Consider the following 22929-nt stretch of genomic DNA (forward strand, 5'->3'; position numbering starts at 1 on the left):
ATAGGTCTAGTTTAGGTGGCTCTTTCAATAAAAGAAGAGGTTAGTTATGTTCAGCCATGTTTTTCTCGGTACCGAAGATATTGAACGCGCGAAGGCTTTTTATGACCCAATCATGAAAGTGCTTGGTTATAGCGAAGGTTCTGTTGACCCTAAAGGGCGCTGTGTTTACGTTAGCCAAACGGGTGTGTTGGGCTTAACGAAGCCGATTGATGGTCAGCCTGCGACTCACGGCAACGGCATGACGGTGGGTTTTCTTGCGTCTTCTCCTGAAGTTGTAGATGACTGGCATCGAGTTGGCGTCGAAAATGGCGGTACCAGCATTGAAAATGGCCCCGGAGCGAGAGGTTCTGATGAGCGCCGCTTGTACATGGCTTATTTGCGAGATCCTGATGGAAACAAGATCTGTGCAACTCACTTTATGCCATAGTTCGCTTTATGTCATAGTTTACGTTATGCCACAGTTCGTCTTATGTCATCGTTCAAAATATGCCACAGTGGCGTATAATTAGAGTGTGTTGATAGTTCGGAGTTAGTTTATCGCTGCTCTGAACTAACCTGTTATTTTAAAAACCTGCTGACTATTGCAAAGGACTTGCTAGATGAAACCGAACGAACTGTTTTATGAAAGCTTTGAGCGCTGCCGGATTGACCAAGAATTTTTGGAGAGCTTTCTGGCGGATTTTTGCGAGCATAATCCAAGGTTTTCAGAACGTTTTGAAAAGATAGGGTTAGAGCAGCAAACCAAGATGCTTAAAGCCTCGATCATTCTTATCTATAATTCTGCTGGTCTGCCGAGCGTGCGTAACTCAGTAAAGAAATTGGGTAAAAGGCATAAAGACTTAGGACTGGATATTTCCGAGATTGAGCTCAACGAGTGGTTCAATTCGTTACTCAATACGGTTAAAAAATACGATCCTCACTATGATGAAAGCGTTGAACAAGCTTGGACAGAAACTCTCGAAGCTGGCTTAACTATCATGAAGAAAGAATGTATTGTGCCACACCCTGTGAATCCATAGGTAAGTCACCAGCAGCTTTTCGTGAAAGGTAGACTTCGTTTGAAAGGTAAGCCATGAATCTGGCTTACCTAAATTTCTAACATCCTGACTCTCTAATTAAAAGTGAGCAGCCCAACCAATCAGGAACCCTTGCGAAGCGGTATCGTATTCAAAGGTACCTTTGTTTTCGTAATCAACCCAAGTGGATTTGTATGCGATATTTAAGTCAGACCAACTGTTTATCTGGTATCGAGCGCCAGTTAACAGGGATGAGGTAAAGTCGGTATCGCTTCCTAAGCCCATATCTAAGCTCGTATGCACAGTCCAATTTTTGTTGAGTTCCTTGATCCAGCGAACGCCTATCAGATAATCAATCCAATCTTCTTCTAAAGATCTTGAATTCAGGGTTGTCCCGCTGTTTGTGTAGAGTTTGGAATCAATATCGTTATCCCACCAACGTAATCCAACCATATAATCAATGGTACCAATGTCGTATTGGTAGCGTTTAAAGCCTTTTGCTTCTAAAACGCCTTGTCTGATCTCAAGCTTGCCATTAAGAATACCTGTGTTGCCGATGATTGAATCTGACTTTCCGCTCAGTTTCATGTAGCTGTAGTCAACGTAATAACCCCACTGATTGTTATAGACCCCCTCTAGTCGAAGCATCGCTCCCATATCCAAATGATCCACGATGAACGCTGGGTCAACATCAACATCACTGGACAAATTACCAATGGTGGTATCGCCACGAATATTCAGCGCCAGTGCGTAAATTTCAATGCTGTGTTGCCATTTTTTAGTGTCTGTTTTTGAGTCGGCCTGTTGCGCATTTACGGTTGAGCTAGCGACCAATGCTGATGCGAGTAGGTAATGCCATTTAGCCATATTGATATCCTTATCCGGTTTGAAGAAAACATACTATAAATGTATGTATTCATTATCCATTTTTCATATATGCAACTTGTATATTGCTGATTGTAGACTATGTTTTTTAAAAAGAGCCAAATTTAAAGAGTGAGGATATGAAGTTACAGAGTATTTTTTTGTTCGTCGCGGTTTTGGGATTAACGCCTATTGCATTGTCTTACGGGTATGCACCAGCTATTTCTCTGGATTACCTTTTCGGAATCGATGCTAGCCCTATCAATGTCACACATATCTTTCGTGCAGTGATGGGGTTGTACTTAGCATTGGCTTTGTTTTGGATAGCAGGAGCGTTATTAAAGAAATATCGATTGCCAGCACTTTACAGTTTGGTGGTCTTCATGTTGGGTTTGGCTGCCGGCCGAGTCATTAGCTTGGTGATAGATGGCATGCCTCACTGGCTACTTGTCGTCTATCTACTATTGGAGCTTGGCTTTGGTTTGGTAGGAATAAAAATGATTCATAAAGAACAATCTGAAACAGTATAAGGACATTCTATGAAAAGGATTTTTCACCTTGTTACTCTGAGTGTGTTGAGTAGCTTTTCGCTATCAGCATGGTCAGCCCAAGAGCAACCGAATATTTTTGTTATCTTCACGGATGATATTGGGATCTCAAACCTGAGTGCTTATCACAATGGTGTGATGAGCAGCGAAACACCGAACATCGATAGTATTGCTGAAAAGGGCATGCTACTGACTGATTATTACGCACAACCCTCTTGTACGGCGGGGCGTTCCGCATTCTTAACTGGGCAACTTCCTGTTCGAACAGGCATGCACTCAGTTGGGTTACCGGGTGGCCCAGTTGGTTTAAGTGCCGACACGCCAACGCTTCCTGAGGTTCTTAAAACCATGGGTTATGTCACGGGGCAGTTTGGTAAAAACCACCTTGGTGATAGAGATGAATTCTTACCGACGATGCACGGTTTTGATGAGTATTGGGGTTGGTTGTATCACTTGAATGCAATGGAATACACGGAAGATCCAGATTGGCCAAAAGATGGATCTTTGGATGCCTTTGCACCTCGTAATGTCATTTACGCAAGATCAGATGGCAAAGGCGGTCAAACGATCGAAGATGATGGTGCATTGTCGATTGAGCGTATGCGTACACTCGACGATGAAGTTAATAAACACGCGATCAACTTCATCGAAAGGGCGGTTGAAGCGGATAAGCCATTCTTCACTTGGTACTGTCCATCACGTGGTCACGTTTGGACGCACCTGTCACCTGAATACGAAGCCATGCTTGGCCAAAACGGTTGGGGACTTCAAGAAGTGGTCATGAAAGATCTTGATGACCATGTTGGTGAAATGATGGCCAAAATGGAAGAACTCGGTATTGCCGATAACACCATCATCATTTTCACTGCGGATAATGGTCCTGAGATCATGACGTGGCCAGATGGAGGTATGACACCATTCCATGGCGAAAAAGGCACAACTTGGGAAGGTGGCGTTCGCGCTCCTGCACTTGTGAGTTGGCCGGGTAAAATTCCTGCAGGCACTGTAGGCAATGGCATCTTTGATGGTATGGACTGGTTACCAACTCTGGTCGCTGCGGCTGGTGGTCCAACGGATCTAAAAGAGAAAATGCTGAAAGGTCACGATGGCTTTAAAGCGCACCTTGATGGTTACAACCAAGTGGACATGCTAACAGAGAAAGGCGAGTCAAATCGTAAAGAGATCTACTACTACGAACGAGACAAGCTACAAGCGGTTCGTATTGGCGATTGGAAGGCGCACTTTGTGGTCCAAAACCATGGCTGGAGTGGTCCGAAAGAGGAGCTAAACGCACCATTGCTGTTTAACTTACGTCGTGACCCATACGAGCGAGCGGCAGAAGAGTCGGGCATGTACTTGAAATGGATGGGGCAGAAAATGTGGGCATTTGGTCCTGCTCAAGCTGCTGTTCAACAACATCTAGCAACCTTCCAAGATTGGCCCCCAGTGACACCAGATTTACCAGCTGAAAAAACAGGTGGTGTAGGTAATTAATACGCACTTGTCTCAAGTAGTTGGGGCAGAAAAGGCTGAGTAGAAATACAAAATCCCGTTGGAGACTCTAATCGTCGCCAACGGGATTTTTTGTATTTTGGTTGTTTAAAAGCGTGTTTTAATCATGCAAACAAAGGCTGAAGAAAACGCTATTTTACTTTCAATGTAGTGTTACGTTCTACAAATTGAACCGGCACCATTAATTTCACTAAGCTGGTGTCTTGTTCTTGAATCTGGCTAACGACAATCTTCACGGACTCACGTGCAAGGCGTCGGAAATCCTGCTTGAAAGTGGTCAATTGGTAGTTCAGCCACTGAGTTTGTGGGATGTCATCAAACCCAATCACTTGTAGGTCTTCTGGGATACGGAGCGCGAACTCTAAACGAGCCACGTCCATCACTGCCATAGCGAGATTGTCCGTCGCACAAAATATGGCTTCAGGATGAGAAGCTTCTTTGAACATGGCTCTGATGATCTCGAGTGAATCAAGGTAATCGTAGTCAGCTTCAATCACGCGAGCCTGTTTGCCAGTTAAGTCTTCAAATTCTGTGCAGAAACCCACTTGGCGCTCGCCATTGGTAAATGTCGGGACGTTACCTGTGAGGTAAGTGGCTGACTTGATACCAAGTTTATGAAAGTGCTGAGCAGCAAATTGACCTGCAGCGTAGTTGTCGCTCACCACATGGCTACTCTTAGTCCCCTCAACAACACGCGCGAACTGAACAATAGGGATATCGAACTCTTCACATTCTTCATAAAGCGACTTATTAAAGGTCGCAGAAGCGGCAATCACGCCATCAACACGGTACTGGAAGATGTTAGGAATAGAGTGGTTATCGTTTCCATCAACTTGCCAAGGAATCAATACCGCAGAGTACCCCTGTTTTTGTAGCTCAGTAGAGATAAGCTGCAGTGTTTTCATGTGAATAGGGTAGTCGGCATCTGGGAAAACTAAGCCAATCAATTTGGATTCATTTGTCGTCAGACTGCGGGCAAAGGCATTGGGACGATAATTCAACGATTTTGCTGCATCGAACACTTTCTGCTTGGTCTTTTCAGACACTGAACTGCCCGGTACAAATACGCGAGATACAGTTGATTGAGAAACGCCAGCAAGCTTAGCGACATCTTTAGATGTGACGGTTGGCTTTGACGCCGTGGAGTGTTTTGGAGAGTTCATAGACCATACTTTTGAACCAAATTGACTGCGCACAGAGTAACATGATTAGGTACGTACTCATAAAGTAATGCCAACGAATGATATGAAAAATAAGGAATAATGGTTATTTTGAATTCTATGTTGGGTACAACCCATTAACTGTGTCGCTACAAATGTCGCTACAAAAATGTAGCTTTAAATAAATAGTGACTAAAAAGCTCTGCTTAGAAGCAGAGCTTTAGATTACGAATTTACTCAAAAATGAATTACATACCGCTACATCGTTAGAAGTAGTAACGAATGCCGGCAGCGAACTGATCATCGTTGTTTTCGTATTTCACACCATTGTATGAATCTTTACCGTTGTCGAATTGGTACTCCGTCCATACTAAGAACTTGTTCTTCTTAAAGTGGTACTCAAGGCCAGGGATAATCAACTGACGCTCATAGCCATTTGCGTTGTCGTCTGTATCCGTTAAGTAGTTAACGTTAAAGGTTGGACGTAGACCATTTTCAAAGTGGTAGTAGGTGAAGAATTCAGCACCACGGTGGTCGTAGAATTCAGATTGGCTGGTGGTCTCCCAGTTTGAACCTTGGCTGTAGGTGAAACCAACAAATAGTCCATCATTAGTGTAGTTTACACCTAATAAACCTATGCGTTGTGTGTCGCCATCTTTGATGTTTTGAACTGTGCTATCCACATCATCAAACTCATTCTGATGGTACGCTAAACCAATCGTTAGGCCATCCATAACGGTGTACAGCGTTGAAGCACCGATACCGTTTTTCAGCGTAACAGTATCTGAATTCGTTTGGTTGAATCTTGTTGATACAGCGACATCTTCACGAGTTGTTTGGTAAGTGAAGCCGTATTTCCAGTTGTCGTTAATGCTGTTGCGGTAAGTTATCGAGTTTTCAGCACGGCCTGTGCCTGATGAAATGCCCCAGTCAGATAGGTTGTAGTAACCAGAACCACGTGAACCAAACACACGACCCATATCGGTAAACCAAGCCACATCGTAGAAGGTAGACCACTGCTTAGTACCTGCTGCGATCTTGCCGTATTTCTCGTGCTCTACGCCTGCGTATAGAAGTCGGTCGTAAATGTTATCGCCGTTAGCGCCCGAGTTATAACCCCATTCGGCATGGCCAAAGCCAGTCCAATCGTTGTCTAGTCCCATTTGACCTTTAAGGCCGAAACGAGAACTACCGCTGTTCCATTCGCCATTATGATCGCCACCTTTGTCTTGGTAACGAACGTCGAAACGACCGTCTAAAGTAAGGCTATCGCCCGCGTCATTGGTAAAAGTGTGTGCAGCAAAAGCTGAACCTGATGTAAGTGCCGTCAGGATCACTGCAGAAAGTATCGACTTGTTCATTGTTGTTCTCTTTATTCAGGCCGCAGAAAGCCACCGTGCTTTCAAGCCCGTTATATAGGTAATGGTTTGGCAGGGTGTGCCCATCCGTGAGGCACAAGTTGGTTATCTTGGGTGGAGCAAGTTGCCGAGGGCGAGAAGGAGCCCTCGGCAGTCATGCCTGCCTAGCGTAGGTAAGGACTAGGTAGACAATAGGACATGGTTACAGCGTAGGGTTCATGATAGATGAAGTACGTTCGAACACGTCCAGACCTTGCTGTTGTAGCCAGTAAGGAAGGTCGATAAGAACCCAGTTCTCAGACAGTTTGTCGCCGTCACGGTAGTAAACGTCAACCACTTGCATGTTTGCACGCACTTCGCCGCCAGTCATACCTAGGAAGCCACCTGTTGGTGTGTTTGATAGGTTTGGCCAACCGAAGAAACAAGAGAAGTTACCTTCAGCGAAACGACAAACGTGACCGTTGAACTTCTTGTCTTTCAGGTTGTTACGGAAAGGAAGTTGGTGTTGCTGTTGGTAGCGAGGAATAGTGTAAGACGCGCCGATACCACATGGGCCGTACCAAATCATGTCTTTTGACCAGCTCTTCGCTAGTACTTCTGGTGGGCAACCCATCGCGCCGCTGTCGTTAAGAGCAGACAGGTCATCAACCATTTTGTTTACTAGAGCAAGCGTTGCAACGCCTTCTTCTGGAGCCGCATCTTCAAACAACAGACCATCGTGATTACGTGGGCCAGGGTAAACGAAGTGCTTACCTGTTGATGGTGGAAGTGGGTAGCAACCCGCTTGGTCCATCATGCCTAGAAGATCTAGGAACAGGCCTGTCTTTGTGATTTTGCCATCAACCACACAGTTAAACTCTGCGTAGCGAACGTTCATGATTTTGCCAGTAGGGCGCATGCCTAGGTATTCAGCGTCGAACAGACCCATGAAGTGACCCATGCTCATTACCCAAATTTCATCTGGGTTAACTTCGTTGTTACCACCGATGAAGATATCTTGACGACGCTGCATGCGTGTCATTGATTTCATCATTGGCGCCCAGAATACGTCAGCCGCTGCTTGTGCGCCTTCTTGCTCGCGGAATGGGTAAACACCGCGCCATAAGTAATCTTCAGACGTGTGCGCTTTTAAAACTTCAGCAACGTTCTCGTGTGTTGCGTTTTCGATAGCGTCAAAGTAATCGCGAACAATGCGTTTAGCTTCTTGATATTTAGACATAGTAAATTCTCTTTTTTGTTGTCGAGCCAACATTCGGAACAGGACTCGATTCGGATTTTGTTACCGGCTGACTTCTCAGCCGGATTGATGTTTATTTCGTGTCTTTAGAGGTCTTCAACTTCTAGAGGTTTTCAACTTTTAGAAGTCTTCAACTAAAGGGGATTAAGCTTTTGCTGTTTCCGCTTTTTTGCTCTTGTCGAAAATGCCGCCTTTCAATGTTTCTGGTAGAGATAGCCACAGTAGACCAGCCAGAATCCATACGATTGGTGAACCCCACATTGCTGTCGCAAGGTCGCTGCGCTCTTGGATGAATACCAACACCATTGGAGCCCACATGCCGATGATACGACCACCGTGGAACAGCGCTGCACCGAAGCTACGTAGGTGAGCTGGGAACAATTCAGAGAAGTAACCACCCCATACTGCAGAAGCAGACAGACCGAAGTTGTAGATAAGACCTAGGATAGCCAGCATGTTTAGGCTGCCGATCATCACGTCGCTTGGTGCGACGAAGAATACTGAAGCCATGACACCCGCAAGGATGAAACCAAACGCGTTCACTTTACGGCCGTATTTGTCGGCGATTGCACCCCATACCCAAGCACCGAATAGAGAACCGAATGCAGAGATAGAGAAGATGATGCCGATAGTTGAACCGTCAAATTGGCGAACTTCTTTCAGGTACGTTGTCACGAAGCCAGAGAAGAATTGGTAGCCATAGAAGTTAAGGCCAGCCAGTAGTAGACAAGTAATGGTTAGCTTGCGGTAAGGCGCGCTTAGCATTTCACCCCAAGAACCTTTCTTCGCTGGTTTATTCGATGCTTCAGCCGCGGCTTGATCTTCTTCACCGTAAGCGATCACTTTCTTGTCGCTAGGCAGGATGAAGATCATCAGTGCTGCAGCAACGAGAGGAGGAATACCACCCACCCACATTAGGCTCTGCCAAGGTGCATCAACGCTAGAAATGAACGCCGCGTACGCACCCATTGCCATCAGAGCAACCGAGAACATAGACGAAGCGAATGCGGTTAACTTACCGCGAACCGTTGGTGTAAATAGGCCTATCATCAGGCTTACCGCTACCGTGAAGTAACCACCTAAAGAAATACCGATGATGAAACGCATTGCTGCCCACATCGCGTAGTCAGTAAACATCATGTTGATGATGGTTGCGCCACCGTTCAGTGCAGTGATGACAATAAGAGTCGATTTCTTACCAAAGTTTGATGCCACCCATGCACAGCTCAGAGCACCAATCAGTGCACCAACCGACTGCCATGTATAGAACTGAGCGGTATCCGCCAAGTTAATACCATCATACGCATCAACGATGTATGGGCGTACGTAGTCAATAATTACAAAGTTATAACAATAGAAAAAGTAGCCAACTAGAATTGCAAGATAAGCAGCTACCCTTTGAATCATAGGAACTTCGCTCATGTGTTTTTTAGTAGTCATGACCGATAAACCTTTATTTTTTATAGGGTGTTTTTAGTTTCGATTATTGTGTGACGGTTATTGAATATCACCACACCATCTTCATTTCGGGAGAGATAATAGAATTTTTGTGGTTATTAGATCCGTGATCAAAGTCAATTTTAAAATGAGTGCGTACCCATTTTGTGCATTTTAGTGATCTTGATCTCATTAGATCGTTGTTTTGGGACTTTTTGGCCATTTAGAGTGTTTAATCATCTATCTTAGTGACAATACTCACACTTATTGTGGGTTTTTGAGGGAAAATATCCATTTTTGAGTACTATTGGCGGCGAATGAATTGCGAAATATAATAAACGGAATCTAAAAATGGTTACGTACTCAAGTTTTGTGGTTATTGCTCTTTATGTACTAACTACTCTATTTATCAGTTACTTAGTGAACAAGCGTTATAGCGTTGGTGGCGATTTCTCAACGGGCGGAAAACAATTTGGTTGGTTTACGGCAGGTGTGTCGATTCTTGCCACCTACATCAGCGCAATGACGTTCGTGGGCATGCCGGGCTGGGTTTATAGCTCAGGCATGGAAGCGATGAGCGTCCATTTGAATTATCCAATAGTGATCTTTTTCGCTGTGGTTTTCTTTGTCCCTGTGTTTTACAAACTCGGCCTGACTTCGATTTATGAATACCTAGAGCACCGCTTTGGCGTTGTTGCTCGCACGATCAACTCTATCGTGTTTATTGTGGTTCAGTGTATTTCGGCAGGTGTGATTTTGTATGCGGTTGCACTGATCTTGGTGCAAGTGTTGCCGGTGAGTATCTCCGAGGCAATCATCTACATCAGCTTATTTACCGCTTTGTATACCTATGCGGGTGGCATCTCAACCGTCATATGGACAGACATGTTGCAGTCGGCGGTATTGATCATCGGCAGTATTGCTATTTTTGCCTTATTGCTAATGAAGATTGATGCAGGTGAGGTGTTGTCTCCTGAACATCTAAACATCATCAATCTCGATTTCGACTTGGGAGTTGATACTACATTGTGGGCGGGTGTGGTTGCCGTGAGCTTCTTACATCTAAGTGTGTATGGTACTAACCAACTGATTATTCAAAGAACGTTGGCAACAAAGAACGTAAAGACAGCACAAAAATCGATGCTGCTTTGTGGTTACGGCGCGTTCTTTATTTATCTGTTTTTCTCGGTAATGGGCGTTCTATTGAGTGTCTTTTATCAAGAGCAAAGCTTTGAAAACAGCAACGAAGTAATTCTCGATTTTGTGTTTAACCATACCAACCCAATCATTGTTGGTTTGGTGATTTCCGCACTATCGGCAGCGGCTATGTCGACACTGGATTCTACTTATAACTCAATGGCGACAGTCGCAACGTTCGATTTCTATAAGCGCTTTTTCCGTAAGAAAGCTTCCGATGCACATTATGAATCGGTGGCAAGAAAGATGAGCTTGGTTGCTGCGGCTTCAGTTGTAGTACCGGCTTTGATGGCGGTTTCTAACGAATCTGTGCTTAAGACGATTGCCAGCCTGACGTCCATTTTTGTTGGTATTCGCCTTGGCTCTTTCATCCTTGGTTTGTTCTTTAAAAAGGCAAATGAGAAAGGGGTGATTGCAGGCAGTATTGGCAGCGTAGTTGTGGTGTTCATTGCTAAATACAGTGGCATCTCTTGGCCTTGGTTTGCCTTGATTGGCACTGTGGTTTTCTTAGTGTTAGGTGTTGTCGTCAGTCGTTTCTGGGGAGAGGTTACCGAGCAACAAAACGAATTTATTGCCAAGCAGAAGCATTTGTTCGCTAAGCCTACGGCGAGTCATTACGGCTTGTTGGTCTTTGCTGTTGTGACGATTGCTGCTTGTACTGTTATCCCTGATTGGCTTTATGCCGCTCTTTCTTAATGAGTAAACTTTCTCAACTGGTTAATTTTTAACAGGTAAATCTATGCTGTCCATTTTTGATATCTATAAAATTGGTGTTGGCCCTTCAAGCTCACACACCAACGTCCCAATGATTGCGGGTTTCCATTTCACACAATTAATCGCCGATAGAATCGCAGAAGTCGTTCGTGTTCAAGTTGATTTATATGGTTCGTTATCGTTAACCGGAATAGGGCATCACACTGACAGAGCAACCATCTTGGGTTTACTCGGCAATAAGCCAGACACCATTAAAATCACCAGCGCTAATGAAGCGATGCGCCTTGCTATCAACAGTGGTGAAATGCAGCTGAGTGGCAGTCACACCATTGGCTTTAACTACCAAACCGACATGCTATTCCACGAAGACAATCTGCCTTTGCATGAAAACGGCATGATGATTACCGCGTTTAACCAAAGTGGAAATGTGATTGTAGATGAAACCTATTACTCGATTGGTGGTGGTTTTATCGCAACCGCGGATGAACTGCAGAATGGCACTCAAACCCAAGCCGTAGAAGTCCCTTTCCCATTCAAAAATGCCGATGAAATGCTTGCTCAGGCGGATCAAAACGGCATGAGTTTGGGTGGCATGATTCTACAAAATGAATCGGCTTTCCAAAGCGCGGATGCTATTTCAGAAAAGGCCGATCAAATCTGGCGAGTAATGACTCGTTGTATGGAACGTGGCTTTGAAACTGAAGGTATTCTTGATGGTGGCTTGAACGTCACTCGTCGTGCTCCAAACTTGTTGAAGAAGCTTGAAGCGAATGCGGCCGTTGAAAACGATCCAATGGAAATCATGGATTGGATTAACTTGTTCGCCTTTGCGGTGAGTGAAGAAAATGCGGCTGGTGGCCAAGTTGTGACATCACCAACTAATGGTGCCGCGGGCGTCATTCCAGCTGTATTGATGTATTACCATCGCTTCATTAAAGAGTTGGATACTAAGCAGTTAAAAGACTTCTTAGCCGTATCGGGCGCGATTGGTATTTTGTACAAAACCAACGCTTCTATTTCTGGTGCCGAAGTGGGGTGCCAAGGTGAAGTGGGTGTTTCATCTTCTATGGCAGCGGCGGGTTTAACCGCTCTACGTGGTGGCAGTAATGAGCAGATTTGCATTGCGGCAGAAATTGCGATGGAGCACTCATTGGGTATGACATGTGACCCGATTGGTGGCCTAGTACAAGTGCCATGTATTGAACGTAATGCGATGGGCTCGATGAAAGCGATTAATGCTTCACGAATGGCACTCAAACGTAACAGCAAAAGCCTGATTTCATTGGACAAAGTGATCGCCACTATGTATCAGACGGGTAAAGACATGAATAAGAAGTATCGTGAAACGTCTCTAGGTGGTTTGGCGCTGATTCATTTAGCTCACCCTTGTGAATAGCAAGCGTAAATAAACGATATCTGTTTCAAAATAACAAAGCCCAGCCCCTAAGTTTTAGAAATCTATGGAGCTGGGCTTTTATTTTGCTTAAAGAAAAGGGCTGTCAGGAGAAGTGAACTAGTCCCCAAGAGGCAACTTATAGCTGTTTTTCAACTCTTTAACCGAGATATTCGACTGAATCGCACTTACGCCTTTTACTCGCCTGATTGAGCTAATACGCTCAAAGTACTCTTCCAAATCTTTCGCTAGCACTTGAATCATATAGTCGGCGCCGCCTGCAATACAGTGACACATAGGAATCCAATCGGTTACTTCGACAAACTCTTCGAACGGTTCCGTGTTTTCAACTTCATGGTTACCCAATGTCACAAGAGTAAAACCAGCTACATGAAAACCAAGCTTTTTGCGGTTTAGCTTCGCGGCGTAACCATCGATATAGCCAGTTTCTTCCATGCGTTTCCAGCGGCGCCAACATGGAGTTTCACTGAGGTTCACTTTCTCTGCGAGCTTACTGTTGCTCATGCGTCCGTCTTGTTGGATATGTTCTAAGATGGCGATATCTGTGTCATCTAACACTTCTTTGGTGGATTCTTTCTGTTTCATGGTGTTTTTAGAAAAGTCTTGCTCAAATTTGCATTAATATTAGCCTATATAGCAATTTAATTCCTAGTCGAATCTGTAAACTCTCTCCGTATAAATACTTTACTTATTAGGAGTGAGAGGAAATGAGCTCTCAATTAATGCTGGCGTTCTTGCTATTTTCAACATCAATTGCAATTACCCCTGGGGCAGGCAATATCGCATTACTTGGGATTTCAAGTCGTTATGGGTTTGCTGCGACTTTACCTTTTATCTCTGGGAACGCTGTTGGCATCATCATCGTACTGGCCGGTTCCAGTGTCGGTTTGGTGAGCCTATTTACCCTTTATCCAGAGCTATACAACATTTTGAAATACGCTGGTGCGGCTTATTTGCTGTTCATGGCGTGGTCGATTGCTAACATGCAAATCGAAGAAAGCACCACAGATAAACGTTCAGGTTTTATGTCAGGTGTGTTGGTGCAGGTGTTAAACCCTAAAGGTTGGATAGCTTCATTAACCGTGTTTTCACAGTTCATTACTCCGAATGCAGATTACTTGATTCAAGTAGTGACCATTATCGCGGGTATGGTGATTACCGGTGTGCCGTGCATGTTGGTGTGGGCGTACTGCGGCACCATGCTGAAAAAATTACTGCAATCACCAAAACAGATGATGTTTGTGAACCGTTGCTTGGGTGGAAGCTTAGCGATGGTGGTTGCCTTTATGCTTTATCAACCGGCATAAATCACAAAGAAAAAACCCACTCCTAAATCCATAGGAGTGGTGTCTAAATGTCGACTAAGTCGTTAACAGTAAAGAATTAAGTTAACAAATATTTAAGGAACTTGAGTTAAAAGCTTAAGCCGTTTCAGCCTCTTTAACTGGAGCTGAGTTACGGATTAGGTGGTCAAATGCACCTAAGCTTGCTTTTGCACCTTCACCCATCGCAATGATGATCTGTTTGTAAGGTACGGTTGTTACATCACCCGCCGCAAACACACCTTTCATCGATGTTGCGCCATGAGCGTTAATTTCAATTTCACCGCGTGGTGAAAGCTCAACTTTCGAACCCTTCAACCATTCGCTGTTTGGCATTAGGCCGATTTGAACAAAGATACCCGCGAGTTCGATCTGTTTAAGTTCATCGGTGTTGCGGTCTTTGTATTCCAGACCGGTTACACGGTTGCCATCACCAATCACTTGTGTGGTTTGTGCCATCTTGATGATTTCGATGTTTGGTGTTGCATTTGCTTTGTCGATAAGCACTTGGTCGGCACGCAATGTGTCTGCAAATTCAAGTACGGTTACGTGTTCAACGATACCCGCTAAATCAATTGCCGCTTCAATGCCTGAGTTACCACCACCAATAACCGCTGTTTTCTTACCTTTGAATAAAGGGCCGTCACAGTGTGGGCAGTAAGCGACGCCTTTGTTGCGGTAGTCTTGCTCACCCGGAACGTTCATTTCACGCCAGCGAGCACCAGTACTTGTGATAACCGTGCGAGATCGTAATGTTGCGCCGCTCTCTAGCTCAACGTGGATGTAACCGTCTTCTGTGTCTTCGGCTGCGATGATGTTCGCAGCGCGCTGCTCAGTCATTATCTCAACACCGTACTCTTTTACGTGCTCTTCAAGGCTAGCGACTAGCTTAGGACCTGTCGTCGCTTTCACGGAGATAAAGTTCTCAATCGCCATCGTATCCATCACTTGGCCACCGAATCGGTCTGCAACCACACCGGTACGAATGCCTTTACGTGCTGCGTAGATAGCCGCTGAAGATCCCGCAGGGCCACCACCGACAACCAATACATCAAACGGTGCTTGTTCGTTTAGGTTGGCCGCTTTCTTTTCTGCTGCGCCTGAATCGACTTTGTTGAGGATTTCTGCCAGAGACATACGGCCTTGACCAAATAGCTCACCATTAATAAACACGCTTGGAACTGCCATGATGTCGCGAGACTTCACTTCGTCTTGGAATGCTGCGCCATCAATCATCGTTGTCTTAACCAGCGGGTTAATCGCCGACATCATGTTGAATGCCTGAACCACTTCTGGGCAGTTTTGGCATGATAATGAGATGAAGATTTCTACATTGAGCTCTTGATCGAGTTCTTTAATTTGCTCAATTACGTCCGCTTCAAGCTTGATAGGGTGGTCACCACTATGAAGCAGTGCTAGAACCAGTGACGTAAATTCGTGACCCATTGGCAAACCGGCAAAACCGATCGCGGTGCCTTTCTCTTGGTTCACGACCTGCATGATAGGGCGGCGAGTGCTTGCGCTATCATCTCGAGTCACTTCAATTTTGTCGGTTAAAGACGCGATGTCATTCGCCAGATCTTGAAGTTTGTTCGCGGTGTCGCTGTCATCTAGACTAAGGACTAACTGAACATTGGTTTTTAGGTTTTCTAGGTATGCTTTTAGCTGCTGCTTCATTGCTTGATCTAACATAATCGTGCCTGCTCTTAAATTCTGTGTCTTGGTATTGACCAATACCTTCTTGCTGAAAAAGGAAAATAAAAAGGGGGCGCAAGTCGGCAAATATTGTGGTGTTGATGTTTTGAAAGGGTGGCGCGCAACTGCCCTTTAGGAGGGAGGCCGAAGCGCGCCTGTAGAACCGTTTTATTTGTTCTTTTTAGATAGGCTTAGATTAAATCTTACCTACTAGGTCTAGAGATGGCGCTAGAGTCTCTTCGCCTTCTTTCCATTTAGCTGGGCAAACTTCACCTGGGTGGGCGGCTACGTATTGTGCTGCTTTAACCTTGCGTAGTAGGTCTTCAGCGTCACGACCGATACCTTCAGCAGTGATTTCCATTGCTTGGATAACGCCTTCAGGGTCGATTAGGAAAGTTGCACGGTCTGCAAGGCCTTGACCTTCACGCATAACGTTGAAGTTATTTGTGATGTTGCCTGTTTGGTCGCCTACCATGAAGTATTCGATAGTGCCGATTTTGTCAGAAGTATCGTGCCATGCTTTGTGAGAGAAGTGAGTGTCAGTTGATACAGAGAAAACTTCTACGCCGCGAGATTGAAGCTCTGCGTATTTGTCCTGTAGGTCAACTAGCTCAGTTGGACATACAAACGTGAAGTCTGCTGGGTAGAAGAAGAATACAGCCCACTTGCCTTTAACGTCTTGCTCAGTGATTTCTACGAATTCGCCGTTTTTGAATGCTGTTGCGTTGAATGGTTTGATTTCTGTGTTGATCATGATTCGACTCTCTTTCTAATTTGTAGTGTTTAACGCTATCCCGCGTCGATGGAGCTATATTGCATTCGCACCGAAAATTAGTGAAATCGGACATTTCTATAGATTCAATAGGCGAATCCTATCTTCGAAAGGAAAGGACTATCGGTAAAAGCTATCAACAAAAACGATTAACAAAAGCCATCAAACATCAGCAACCCCAATTTGAGTAGCTATGCTTTTTAGGTTGATCTCCATTTAGGTAAGCAGTATTTGGTTCAGTATCTATGTAGGTAAGGGGAAGTACGGTTTCTTTACGCGAGTTGAGTTGAGTTGAGTTGAGTTGTTATACCAATCTGTAAATAACAAAAAATTATCATTAATATAATTTATGATAATTTCAGTTAATCGTCATATCTCCATATACTCTCTCCATCGAAACGAAACATCGAAGCCAGTCTTCGAAACGCACAGAATTAAAAACGAATTTGGAGCAAGTTATGAAAATGAATCACGTAGGCATCATGGTTGGCGATATGGACAAAGCCGTTGAGTTTTATACGAAAGCTCTGGGTCTAAGAATCGTAATGAACAATACCAAAGTGATGGAAGAGCGCGAATCAGCAATCGGCCGTATGTGTATCGCAGTATTTGGTGAAGGCTTCAAAGGCTTCAACATTGCACACCTAGTCACATCTGATGGCATCGGTGTTGAGCTGTTCGAAATGAAAGAACGCCAAGAGCGTCACGAAGTTGATTTCTCTCGCTTAGGCATCTTCCACTTCTGTCTACAGCTTCCAAAAGAGCAGTTTCATTCAGCTATTAAGCGCGTTGAAGAGTTTGGCGGTAAGGTTCGTATGGACATCATGCGTTACCACCCAGAAGACGAACTAAAACAAGCGCAAATGGTTTACCTAGAAGACCCGTTTGGCAACCTATTCGAATTTTACTCACATACGTATGAAGACACGTACGCGACTGATTACGAGTAATAGCGTTACTGCCTTCCATAGGTAGAAAAACCGAAACACCCCCTAAAGAGGATTGGTAGCGATACCAATCCTTTTTTTGTGTCTGTAGGGCTTAATTTAGGAACATCGGATAAACTATCGGTTGCACTAAAACAAGCCGACATTGTTGCTCTATAGTGCAACGTTGGACTGATTGAAAACTTAACTGATTGATAAATATGATGTTAAACCATTGGCATATATGTTGCTCTATTGCCTTTATGTAAATTGTATACAATAAAAAATACATAAAGGAAGTCACATGGAACAGAACAGTGAATTGATCTACGGATTAGACGATCGACCATCAGTCAAAGCAGCCAGTTACGCGGCGCTGCAGCATGTATTAGCCAGCTTTGTTGGCATTATCACACCCACGCTCATTATTGGCGGTGTTTTAGGGTTGGGTGAACACATCCCTTATTTGATCAGCATGGCACTGATGGTGTCTGGGGTTGGAACTTTTATACAAGCTAGAAAAATAGGGCCAGTTGGCGCAGGGATGATCTGTGTCCAAGGGACCAGCTTTGCGTTCTTAGGTTCTGTGTTAGGTGCGGGTTTTCTTGTTAAAGCGAATGGCGGTGGCCCGGATGAGATGCTGGCGACCATTTTTGGCGTTTGTTTCTTCGGTGCGTTTGTCGAAATTGTCCTATCGCGTTTTATCGAAAAGTTGAAAGTGGTGATCACGCCCGTTGTGACCGGCATCGTTATCACGACGATTGGTGTCTCTTTGATTAAAGTCGGCGTCACTGATATCGCTGGTGGTGTTGGCGCAGAAGATTTTGGTTCTGGAAGCAATTTGATGTTGGGTGCGATTGTGCTCGGAACCATAGTGGCACTTAACCTAAGCAACAACACCATGGTAAGGCTGTCGTCGATTTTAGTCGGATTGGTTGTAGGGTGGGGCGTTGCTATTCTGATGGGCAAAGCGCCAATGGTTTCTTTTGCATCTCAACCGCTATTGAGTATCCCAGTCCCATTTAAATACGGTTTCGCTTTTGATTGGCAAGCCTTCCTCCCTATTGCTTTTATCTACTTGATTACTGTTATTGAAACAACCGGTGACCTTACCGCCAATAGCATGTTCTCAGGCCAACCAGTTAAGGGGCCAAAATACATCAATCGACTCAAGGCGGGCGTGCTAGGTGACGGTGTGAACTCGCTTATCGCCGCTGTATTTAATACTTTTCCGAACACGACTTTCAGCCAGAACAATGGCGTGATCCATTTTACTGGGATTGCGAGTCGTTACATTGGCTACTTCATTGCGGCAATTCTTTTTCTATTAGGTCTATTTCCCATCTTAGGCGCGGTATTAATGACGATTCCAAAGCCAGTATTAGGCGGAGCGACATTGGTGATGTTTGGTACGGTTGCTGCGGCGGGCATCAAGATTATGGCTAGTGAGAAGCTTGATCGTCGCAGAATCATGACGATTGCCATCTCATTAGGTTTAGGGCTGGGGGTAATGCTGGTACCGGATTTATTGAAAGAAGCACCCAAGCTAGTGCAAAGCATATTTGGCTCACCAGTAACGATGTCGGGTGTTGCTGCTCTTGTTATTACCGGGTTGATGTCTTTGGTGCCTGAAACTAAAGCCAAATCGATGACGAATTCGGTACAAACCAGTAAAGCGTAACTTATACAGCCGAGAAGAAGCGTAGGTGACTGATTACGAGTAATAGCGTTATCTACCTACCATAGGCAGAAAAACGAAACATCCCATAGAGAGGATTGGTCGAGATACCAATCCCTTTTTTGTTTGGATTTTTTGGAACAGTAGCTTATCTATATGCGGGTGATTGAGAAATGTACAAATTTAAGACGTTGTTAAAGTTGACGTTTTGACGATAAAACCTTTCATGAATATGACGGAAGAAAGTGTCGTTCATGAAAACATTCCGTCATCATACCGAATGGTAGCCTTGGCTGAGCAGTGACTATACTCAGCATTATATTGCTAACCAACAACAACGAAAATAGAGAAACATGCAGAGATTAGCGCACACAAACCACATAAAAAAATTACATATTATCTTTACCGCTCTTGTTCTTATGATATTAGCCGGATGCACCTCAACGTCGGCTGTCGGCAGTTCTAAAACAAAGGAATATGCCAAGTCACATGCTCTTGCTGGTAAAGCTTCTTGGTATGGCGATAAATTTCATGGAAGGCTCACAGCAAGTGGTGAAACCTATAATATGAATGCGAATACTGCGGCTCATAAAACCTTGCCATTCGGTACTATCGTGAGAGTGACCAATACAGACAATAATAAGTCTGTTGATGTGAAAATTAATGATCGAGGCCCTTATGTAAAAGGCCGAGTGATCGATCTGTCGCACAAGGCATTTGCAAAAATCGGCAACGTTAAACAAGGCACAGTGCCTGTTAAAATCGAGATTGTTGATGATAGTAATACCTTTCGATACAAACACTAGAATCCCCTCCTAACCTCCCCTTGGTTTACATCTACGATCCCTTACCAGTAGTGGGAAAGGGGAGGAACAGAACCTCGATATCGGTGAATCAATAGCTTATTTATGCTGACTCAATAAGGCTGCTTTGTAGCCTTTTTTGTGCCTTTCGATAATCCATTTTTAATAAGATTATCTTATTTCTAATATGTGGGTTGATGATGTTATGTGGTCAATAAATCAGTGTCTTAGTTTTCTTATTATTAGGGTTCATTGAAATTCATTGTGAAATAATGAAAAGCTGAACTAATCCAAAATTGGTTGTGGCGGGCGTGTAATAGAAAGGGGGAGGTACAATTGATGGGAGAAGAAGACTCTCAAAGAGAGGAAAATTACATTTCCTTACCAACTGAAGTAAATCTGAAATATTAGTGACACGGTTCTGAAATTTTTGGTGTTTAGCTTATGGGCTTCTATATCGCATTCAAATAAGGAAATACCCGTGAAGCTAACCCCTGTCGTTGCAGCCCTAATTATGTCTTTTAGCTCAGCAAGCTATGCTTTCAGTCTTCAACAATCTGCCAATGAAAACAGTGAAGATCTCGTATGGACAGGGCACCTAAGCCCAGACAGCGACACGGTAATGTCTGCGATGCTCGCGGCTCATATCTATGGCGGTACAGCGACAGTACCAGAGCCTATCAATCCAGAATCCACCTTCATCTTGAACTACTGTAATGCTGAATCACCACGCGTAGAGACAGATTACTCTTCATATCGAGTGGGGCTGGTGGACTTCAACCAAGTCACTCAGCTAGCGCCAACTATCGACCAAGCATCGATTGTTGCTGTGGTTGATCATCACGCGATTGGTGGCTCACCGATTAACACCCCGCAGATTGTCGAGATGGATATTCGAGGTTGGGGATCGGCTGCCACTATTCTTGCTGACAACGCTGAAAAGTTGGATGTGACCCTACCTAAGCACCTTGCTTGTGTAGGCTTAGGCGCAATTCTCTCTGATACAGTGGTATTCCAATCATCAACCACCACTGAGCATGATCGTGAATACGCTGAAAAGCTGGCAAAAGTTGCAGGTATTTCAGATATCGAAGATTTCGGCCAACAGATGCTGATTGCTAAGTCGGATCTCAGTCATCTTTCTTCTGAAACCATTCTGACGCTGGATTACAAAAACTTTAAATACGGTGGCAAACAGGTGGGTATTGGTGTGGCTGAAACGCTAACGGCTCAACAACTGATTGACCGTAAAGGTGAGCTTTTGGCAGCTATGAAAGCCTACAAAGAAGAGAACGGGCTAGACTATCTGTTCTTCTCTATTACAGACACTAAGAACAAAGAAGCTAATTTATTGTGGGTGGATGAAAGCGACTATCAAGTGATTAAATCGGCTTTCAACGCTGAACCAACAAGCGACATGTTGACGCTAGAAGGTGTAACTTCGCGTAAGCGTCAGATTGGCCCTGCGGTACAAAAGGCAATTGAGAGCTTGTAGAGAGCAAGCCCCGTTACTTTATAAACAAGTAGTAAAGGGGTTGGTAGAGATACCAATCCCTTTTTGTTTTGGGTGTGTTGAATTAGATTTGGATAAAATTGAGTTATTTTTTTTTCTAATTTGACAAAGTTTATGGATAACCCGGATCTAACATAGCCCTTTATGATACGAATCCCAAAGGACATTCACGACCAACCACGTGAAGAGTTAGACTTAGAGCAGCCTTAAACAAGTAACCAATCCTAGTCGCGGCTTTCTATTATCGGTAAGTTAGTATTCATAGTTTGAACTAATAATACAGTGTTTTATTGTTTATAGTAAACCCCAGACAGAATGACTAACAGGACAATGAAATGACCTCAATCAAAACCATTGGTTTAACAGCTATCGCACTTGCACTTATGACAATTACTGGCTGTACCAGCTTAAAGGTAAAGGCTGCGAACGTATTCGTGTCTGACCCAATTATCACACACGCAGACCACGACCAACTTACCGAAGCCAGTTCGAAAATCGATGGTATCCGTTATACATCAATGACGACGACGATCATCACGACCAAAGCAGCAAAGCGCACAAATGGAGTTGCTCGCGTAGACATCGAGGCTGATGGAATCGAAGAGGTGCAATCAAAATGGCATGGTGAAGAACACGTTTGTCAGATGTACCACGATCGCATGAACAATCCAGAAACTGAGGGCCTGTCAGACATCGTTGGTAATGGATTGGCGCTGAACTACCAGATCGCTATTCGTGGTGTTGATGGTCAGTCCTATACTTGTTCTGGGCATGTAGATCCACAATAACAAAAAATAACACTGCGCTTTACTGGGTCTATTTCAAAATTTGGAAACGAATTTTTTTTATCGCTGTTTGGTGAGCAATGTGCCTGTTTTTCACATTAGCTAGTTGTATTACTCGTGCCATACCTAATGAAACGTTTGGGACACTTTCGAGAAAGGAAGTACCAAAGGTAAAAATTCATCCTACGAAGCATCTGGACAGAAATGAGTTTCGGAGAACCAAGTATTAGCAAATCACGAATTAGCATAAGTATGGAAAGTCACTAAGCTCACTGTCCAGTATTGTTTTTACACAAATCTGACATTGATGAATGCCATAAGCTATCGATATAAACATCAATATATTGTATTATTATATCCGTATTTATACTTATTAGGATTTTCTATGTTGATTCACGAATTTTCGAATAAGGACGTTACCGCTGAGCATGTAATTTTAGCTCAAGCAATACTAGCAGGGACTGCTCAAGGTGATAAAAGTAAAGCACAGCGCTTTATGATTTTTGTAAATGAGATTCCCGATGCGCCGACTGTGCAAAACCTGATTCCACGCTTTAGTCAATTTATGAAGCGCTTTAAAGCCAGCTGACATTCAGAATACGTTACACAGGGATGTGTAATTAAGATCACCAATTCCCCCTAACCACTACCTACTTTTAAACTCTATCTGACCCTCTGCTCGCTCTATGACGATCTTCTAGCAGCAATGAAGACTTACAAAAAAGAGAACGGCTAGACCATCTGTTCTTCTCCATCACAGACACTAAGAACAAAGAAGCAAACTTACTGTGGGTAGATGAAAGCGACTATCAAGTCATCAAGTCGGCTTTCAGCGCTGAACCAACAAGCGACATGTTGACCCTAGAAGGTGTAACTTCTCGCAAGCGTCAGATTGGCCCTGTGTAGTGGTCTAATGATCCCGGACACCAAATTAGGTGGTAAAGTCTCCACCATAAATGAGGTGTTCAATGACAAAAC

The 22929-nt window shown here is 44.1% G+C and carries 21 protein-coding genes and 1 pseudogene; 14 read left to right on the forward strand and 8 right to left on the reverse strand.

Annotated features, from left to right (window positions below):
- Positions 1 to 46: 46 nt before the first annotated feature.
- Positions 47 to 427 (forward strand): VOC family protein, encoded by a 381-nt coding sequence (locus NX845_RS22475; protein ID WP_017092556.1) that lies wholly within the window; start codon positions 47 to 49, stop codon positions 425 to 427.
- Positions 428 to 599: 172 nt separating this feature from the next.
- Positions 600 to 1019 carry a globin gene (locus NX845_RS22480; protein ID WP_029406066.1) on the forward strand — a complete coding sequence of 140 codons (420 nt, stop codon included), beginning with the start codon at positions 600 to 602 and terminating at the stop codon, positions 1017 to 1019.
- A 96-nt stretch (positions 1020 to 1115) separates the two neighbouring features.
- On the opposite strand, the gene NX845_RS22485 is transcribed toward NX845_RS22480, so the two are convergent.
- Positions 1116 to 1883, reverse strand: coding sequence for a hypothetical protein (locus NX845_RS22485; RefSeq protein WP_260257184.1), 768 nt, complete (start codon positions 1881 to 1883; stop codon positions 1116 to 1118).
- A gap of 137 nt (positions 1884 to 2020) precedes the next feature.
- Here NX845_RS22485 and NX845_RS22490 point away from each other — a divergent pair, with 137 nt between their 5' ends.
- Together NX845_RS22490 and NX845_RS22495 are read left to right on the forward strand one after the other, a co-directional pair.
- Positions 2021 to 2410 carry a DUF4345 domain-containing protein gene (locus NX845_RS22490; RefSeq protein ID WP_017087160.1) on the forward strand — a complete coding sequence of 130 codons (390 nt, stop codon included), beginning with the start codon at positions 2021 to 2023 and terminating at the stop codon, positions 2408 to 2410.
- Positions 2411 to 2419: 9 nt separating this feature from the next.
- Complete coding sequence (locus NX845_RS22495) at positions 2420 to 3922, forward strand: arylsulfatase (RefSeq protein ID WP_017092553.1); 1503 nt, start codon at positions 2420 to 2422, stop codon at positions 3920 to 3922.
- A gap of 149 nt (positions 3923 to 4071) precedes the next feature.
- On the opposite strand, the gene NX845_RS22500 is transcribed toward NX845_RS22495, so the two are convergent.
- The 4 genes from NX845_RS22500 to NX845_RS22515 all read right to left on the reverse strand — a co-directional run bounded on the left by NX845_RS22500 (position 4072) and on the right by NX845_RS22515 (position 9135).
- A complete protein-coding gene (locus NX845_RS22500; RefSeq protein ID WP_004736374.1) occupies positions 4072 to 5103 on the reverse strand; it encodes a LacI family DNA-binding transcriptional regulator in 1032 nt (343 codons plus the stop codon).
- Positions 5104 to 5366: 263 nt separating this feature from the next.
- Entirely contained in the window at positions 5367 to 6461 is a 1095-nt protein-coding gene (locus tag NX845_RS22505) for a porin (RefSeq protein ID WP_004736373.1), read from the reverse strand.
- 199 nt (positions 6462 to 6660) lie between these two features.
- On the reverse strand, positions 6661 to 7677 hold the full coding sequence (locus NX845_RS22510) for a nuclear transport factor 2 family protein (RefSeq protein ID WP_004736372.1): 1017 nt from the start codon (positions 7675 to 7677) through the stop codon (positions 6661 to 6663).
- Between the two features lie 162 nt (positions 7678 to 7839).
- On the reverse strand, positions 7840 to 9135 hold the full coding sequence (locus tag NX845_RS22515; RefSeq protein WP_004736371.1) for an MFS transporter: 1296 nt from the start codon (positions 9133 to 9135) through the stop codon (positions 7840 to 7842).
- Between the two features lie 348 nt (positions 9136 to 9483).
- Between NX845_RS22515 and NX845_RS22520 the strand changes: the two genes are divergently transcribed.
- Positions 9484 to 11025: a sodium:solute symporter family transporter gene (locus NX845_RS22520; RefSeq protein WP_065681158.1), complete on the forward strand. Its 1542-nt coding sequence runs from the start codon at positions 9484 to 9486 to the stop codon at positions 11023 to 11025.
- A 43-nt stretch (positions 11026 to 11068) separates the two neighbouring features.
- Complete coding sequence (locus NX845_RS22525) at positions 11069 to 12439, forward strand: L-serine ammonia-lyase (RefSeq protein ID WP_065681159.1); 1371 nt, start codon at positions 11069 to 11071, stop codon at positions 12437 to 12439.
- 117 nt (positions 12440 to 12556) lie between these two features.
- Here NX845_RS22525 and NX845_RS22530 read toward each other — a convergent pair whose 3' ends face one another.
- Positions 12557 to 13042, reverse strand: coding sequence for an Lrp/AsnC family transcriptional regulator (locus tag NX845_RS22530; RefSeq protein ID WP_004736367.1), 486 nt, complete (start codon positions 13040 to 13042; stop codon positions 12557 to 12559).
- 122 nt (positions 13043 to 13164) lie between these two features.
- On the opposite strand from NX845_RS22530, the gene NX845_RS22535 reads away from it, so the two are divergent.
- A complete protein-coding gene (locus NX845_RS22535; protein ID WP_004736366.1) occupies positions 13165 to 13764 on the forward strand; it encodes a LysE family translocator in 600 nt (199 codons plus the stop codon).
- Positions 13765 to 13878: 114 nt separating this feature from the next.
- Here NX845_RS22535 and ahpF read toward each other — a convergent pair whose 3' ends face one another.
- Complete coding sequence (ahpF, locus tag NX845_RS22540; RefSeq protein ID WP_260257185.1) at positions 13879 to 15471, reverse strand: alkyl hydroperoxide reductase subunit F; 1593 nt, start codon at positions 15469 to 15471, stop codon at positions 13879 to 13881.
- A gap of 199 nt (positions 15472 to 15670) precedes the next feature.
- The gene (gene ahpC, locus NX845_RS22545) at positions 15671 to 16228 is read right to left on the reverse strand and encodes an alkyl hydroperoxide reductase subunit C (RefSeq protein WP_004736364.1); all 558 of its coding nucleotides are present in this window, start codon (positions 16226 to 16228) and stop codon (positions 15671 to 15673) included.
- A 476-nt stretch (positions 16229 to 16704) separates the two neighbouring features.
- Here ahpC and NX845_RS22550 point away from each other — a divergent pair, with 476 nt between their 5' ends.
- From NX845_RS22550 to NX845_RS22580, 7 genes and pseudogenes are all read left to right on the forward strand, one after another.
- Positions 16705 to 17196 carry a VOC family protein gene (locus NX845_RS22550; protein ID WP_029224669.1) on the forward strand — a complete coding sequence of 164 codons (492 nt, stop codon included), beginning with the start codon at positions 16705 to 16707 and terminating at the stop codon, positions 17194 to 17196.
- A gap of 280 nt (positions 17197 to 17476) precedes the next feature.
- A complete protein-coding gene (locus NX845_RS22555) occupies positions 17477 to 18853 on the forward strand; it encodes a uracil-xanthine permease family protein (protein ID WP_102456880.1) in 1377 nt (458 codons plus the stop codon).
- A 350-nt stretch (positions 18854 to 19203) separates the two neighbouring features.
- Entirely contained in the window at positions 19204 to 19656 is a 453-nt protein-coding gene (locus NX845_RS22560) for a septal ring lytic transglycosylase RlpA family protein (protein ID WP_260257186.1), read from the forward strand.
- A 478-nt stretch (positions 19657 to 20134) separates the two neighbouring features.
- On the forward strand, positions 20135 to 21148 hold the full coding sequence (locus tag NX845_RS22565) for a manganese-dependent inorganic pyrophosphatase (RefSeq protein WP_102456881.1): 1014 nt from the start codon (positions 20135 to 20137) through the stop codon (positions 21146 to 21148).
- 353 nt (positions 21149 to 21501) lie between these two features.
- Entirely contained in the window at positions 21502 to 21954 is a 453-nt protein-coding gene (locus tag NX845_RS22570) for a hypothetical protein (RefSeq protein WP_050712177.1), read from the forward strand.
- Positions 21955 to 22336: 382 nt separating this feature from the next.
- Positions 22337 to 22540 (forward strand): hypothetical protein, encoded by a 204-nt coding sequence (locus NX845_RS22575; RefSeq protein WP_004736343.1) that lies wholly within the window; start codon positions 22337 to 22339, stop codon positions 22538 to 22540.
- Between the two features lie 99 nt (positions 22541 to 22639).
- Positions 22640 to 22857 (forward strand): annotated as a pseudogene (locus NX845_RS22580) (DHHA2 domain-containing protein); the annotation flags it as partial.
- Positions 22858 to 22929 lie beyond the last annotated feature (72 nt).

This window comes from Vibrio sp. NC2 (genome assembly GCF_025195005.1).
Taxonomy (GTDB): domain Bacteria; phylum Pseudomonadota; class Gammaproteobacteria; order Enterobacterales; family Vibrionaceae; genus Vibrio; species Vibrio splendidus.